Annotated in this window: 5 protein-coding genes; all 5 read right to left on the bottom strand. The window is 74.4% G+C overall.

The genetic code is table 11. From position 1 onward, the window contains the following. On the bottom strand, positions 1-490 hold a 490-nt coding region (locus GTW08_RS20645; RefSeq protein ID WP_161152404.1), incomplete at its 3' end, for a 1-acyl-sn-glycerol-3-phosphate acyltransferase. Continuing rightward, positions 487-1,185, bottom strand: coding sequence for a (d)CMP kinase (gene cmk / locus GTW08_RS20640; RefSeq protein ID WP_083658409.1), 699 nt, complete (start codon positions 1,183-1,185; stop codon positions 487-489). The genes cmk and GTW08_RS20645, both read right to left, overlap by 4 nt. 78 nt (positions 1,186-1,263) lie before the next feature. Further along, positions 1,264-1,626 (bottom strand): chorismate mutase, encoded by a 363-nt coding sequence (gene aroH / locus GTW08_RS20635; RefSeq protein ID WP_073575213.1) that lies wholly within the window; start codon positions 1,624-1,626, stop codon positions 1,264-1,266. Further along, entirely contained in the window at positions 1,626-2,387 is a 762-nt protein-coding gene (locus GTW08_RS20630; RefSeq protein ID WP_073575214.1) for a pseudouridine synthase, read from the bottom strand. The genes aroH and GTW08_RS20630 overlap by 1 nt, the downstream gene beginning before the upstream one ends. Positions 2,388-2,392: 5 nt before the next feature. Beyond that, positions 2,393-3,241 carry an SMC-Scp complex subunit ScpB gene (scpB, locus tag GTW08_RS31165; protein ID WP_083658524.1) on the bottom strand — a complete coding sequence of 283 codons (849 nt, stop codon included), beginning with the start codon at positions 3,239-3,241 and terminating at the stop codon, positions 2,393-2,395. Between the last annotated feature and the right edge of the window lie 211 nt (positions 3,242-3,452).

Below are 3,452 nucleotides of genomic sequence, written 5' to 3'. Positions count from 1 at the left end.
GGCGGTGCGTGCCGCGCACCGCCACCGGGAGCAGCGGCGCCGATGCCGAGCGGGCCAGCCAGGCCGCGCCCTGCCGGGCCCTGCCGATGTCGCTGCCGACCTCGCCGGTGCCGCGGGTGCCCTCCGGGAAGACGGCGACCATGCCGCCGTCGCGCAGGACCTCCAGCAGGGTCGTCAGCGGCCGCCGGTCGACGACGTCCCGCCGCACCGGCACCTGCCCCAACCACCGCAGCAGTGTCCCCACGATCCCGGAGAACATCTCCGCCTTCACGAGGAACACCACGCGGCGCCCGAACATGCCGAACAGCAGCGGTCCGTCGACGAACGCGCTGTGGTTCGCGACGAGCACCACCGGGCCGGTCGCCGGGATACGCTCCCGGTGCCGGATCCGCACCCGGAAGAACGGGACCCACAGCCAGGTGCCGATCCAGCGGCCGAGGTCGTGCAGCCACCCGAGAGCGTGCTCCGGCAGCGCACGCGCCCGGCTCACCCGTCCAGCCCCCGCGCGGAGACGAGCTCGCGCAGCTTCGCCAGCACGGCGTCCGCCGACAGGCGGTCGGTGTCGAGCACCAGCGCGTCCGCCGCCGCGTAGAGCGGCGAGACCCGGCGCGACGAGTCGAGCCGGTCCCGCCGTTCGACGTCGGCGAGGGTGACGTGCAGGTCGGCCTTGCGGCCCGCCTTCTCGTCCTGCCGCCCGCGCCGCGCCGCGCGGACCTCCGGCGACGCCGTCAGGTAGACCTTGAGGGGCGCGTCCGGAACCACGACGGTACCGATGTCGCGCCCCTCGACGACCATCCCGCCGCCGCTCCCGACGGCCGCGCGGATCAGGGCGTGCTGGCGGGCGACCATCTCGGCCCGGACCTGCGGCACCGCGGAGACGGCCGAGACGAACCCGGTCACCTCGGGGCCGCGGATCGGGCCGGAGACGTCCTCACCGTCGAGGGTGATCGTCGGGGCGACCGGGTCGGTGCCCGACTCCAGACGGGCCCCGATGGCGGCGCGGGCGATCTCGTCCTCCGTCGCACCCTCGCCCAGGCCGGCGCGCAGCGCGGCCAGCGTCGCGGCGCGGTACATGGCCCCGGTGTCCAGATAGGCCGCCGAGCAGGCCTGCGCCAGCCGTCGGGAGACGGTCGACTTGCCCGTCCCGGACGGACCGTCCATCGCGACGACGCCCCGCAAGGCCACCTTGTTCCCCCACCGTGTTCGAGTTGCTGCGTCCGGCATTGTCGCCGGTCGGCCCCCGCCACGACGGGGCGGGGTGTCCTACTGGGGCAGATCGGTGCGCAGCGCCCGCGCCCCGTGCAGGTAGACGTGCCGCATCGCCGAGCGCGGCTTCGGGGTGTCGACGTGGGCGAGCAGCCGCAGCACCCGCGGCAGCGCGCCGGGCACCGCCATCTCGGTGGCGCACATCAGCGGCACGTCGGTCAGCCCGAGCAGCCGTGCCGCGTACGCCGGGAACTCGGCGGTGAGGTCCGGGGTGGCGGTGAACCAGATCGAGATGATGTCGTCGGAGCGCAGCTCGTTGCGCTCCAGCACCGCGGTGACCAGCTCGGCGGAGCGGTCGAGGATCTCCTGCCGGTCGTCGGCGTCGACCTGGGTCGCGCCCCGCAGGGCCCGCACGGCCATCAGAGACCGACCGCCTTGTACAGCGAGCCCACCTCGACGCGGTCGAGGGGCCGCAGCTTGCCGGGACGCTGATTGCCCAGGGCGACCGAGCCGACGTGGGTCCGCACCAGACGCAGCACCGGGTGGCCGACCTCCGCGAGCATCCGCCGCACGATGTGCTTGCGCCCCTCGTGCAGGACCAGCTGCACCGTGGCGCGGCCGGGGACGGCGTCGACGAGCTTGAACGCGTCGACGCGGGCGATGCCGTCCTCGAGCTCGATGCCGTCGCGCAGCCGCCGCCCGAGGTCCCGGGCGATCTTGCCCTCGATCTCGGCGAGGTAGGTCTTGGGCACCTCGTAGGACGGGTGCATCAGCCGGTGGCCGAGCTCGCCGTCGTTGGTGAGCAGCAGCAGCCCCTCGGTCTCGGCGTCGAGCCGGCCGACGTGGAACAGCCGCTGCGCGGTGTTCATGATCTCGACGCGGTCGGCGAGCAGGTCACCGATGCAGGGCCGGCCCATGTCGTCGGACATCGTGGAGTGCAGCCCGAACGGCTTGTTCAGCGCCAGGTAGACCTGGTCGTCGCGCAGGGTGACCCGGGCGCCGTCGACGTGGACGACCGCGGTGTCCGGGTCGATCCGGCGGCCCTGCTCACGGACGGTCTCGCCGTCGACCTGCACGCGTCCCTGCGCGATGAGGTCCTCGGCCGCGCGCCGGGAGGCGACGCCCGCGCGGGCCAGCACCTTCTGGAGCCGGACGCCGTCGGGGTCGTGTGTGTTGCTCATGGTGCCTAGCTTTCCAGGTCGTCGATCGCGTCGATGTCGGGCAGCAGCGGTGCCAGCGGGGGCAGCTCGGCCACGGAGGAGATCCCGAGCCGTTCGAGGAACAGCTCGGTCGTCCGGAACAGTGTCCCCCCTGTGTGTTCCTCGGTGCCGGCCTCCTCCACCAGTCCACGGGTGAGCAGGGTGCGGAGCACGCCGTCGCAGTTGACGCCGCGGACCGCGGAGACCCGTGCACGGGTGACCGGCTGGCGGTAGGCGACGACGGCGAGGGTCTCCAGCGCGGCCCGGGTCAGCCGGGCGCGCTGGCCGTCCATCAGCATCTTCTCGACGTAGGGGGCGTAGCGGTCGCGCGTGTAGAACCGCCAGCCCTCCCCCGCGCGGCGCAGGTCGATGCCGCGCCGTTCGGCGGTGTAGGCCAGCGACATCCGGTGCAGCGTCTGCCGGATCCGCGACGGCGTCTGGTGCAGCGCCGTGGCCAGGGACGGCTCGTCGACCGGGGCGTCGACGACGAGCAGCAGCGCCTCCAGGGCGTGCTCGAGCTCGGTGTCGTCGGCGAGCTCGTGGAACTCGGGCCCCTCGGGTTCCGGCTCGTCCTGGGTACCGGGTTCCTCCGCTCGGGGGTCCTCTGCTCCGCGGGCCTTCGGCCCGTTCTCCCGCGCAGCCGAGTCGTCCGGCCCGGCAGCCGGGTCGGGATGGACGGAGTCGCGCCCACCGGGCCGCCCGGACCGGTCGTCCTGGACGTCGAGCGTTGCGGATGCGTCGTTCCGAGCACCGTTTCGCGACGCTCGACCGTCGGTCGACGTGTCCGAGGGGGCGGCATCGCCGGCGGTGGGGTCACCGGACCGGTCGAGATGCACGTTTCCGCCCTCGGCGGGGCCGGAACGTGCGTCTCGATAGCCCGGCGTCGCAGGTGCGGTGGTGACGGGTCCGGAGACCGCCGGCTCGGTGCCGGCGAGCCGGGCCGCCACAGGCTCGGTGTCGGCTGCGGGCCCGGCGTCGGCTGCGAGCCCGGCGTCAGCTGCGGGCCCGGCGTCCCGGGCGGGCTCCGCGGAGCGGGCGAGCTCGGCG

The sequence above is a fragment of the Pseudonocardia sp. SID8383 genome (genome assembly GCF_009864975.1).
Classification (GTDB): domain Bacteria; phylum Actinomycetota; class Actinomycetes; order Mycobacteriales; family Pseudonocardiaceae; genus Pseudonocardia; species Pseudonocardia alni.
Note: the sequence above shows the minus strand (reverse complement) of the source record. Positions and strands in the feature narration are given on the sequence as shown.

What these genes read in the sequence shown, in the direction of transcription:
- aroH (WP_073575213.1), bottom strand. Translation starts at nt 1,626, where the DNA reads ATGGCCGTGCGGGCCCTGCGGGGCGCGACCCAGGTCGACGCCGACGAC.
- GTW08_RS20630 (WP_073575214.1), bottom strand. Translation starts at nt 2,387, where the DNA reads ATGAGCAACACACACGACCCCGACGGCGTCCGGCTCCAGAAGGTGCTG.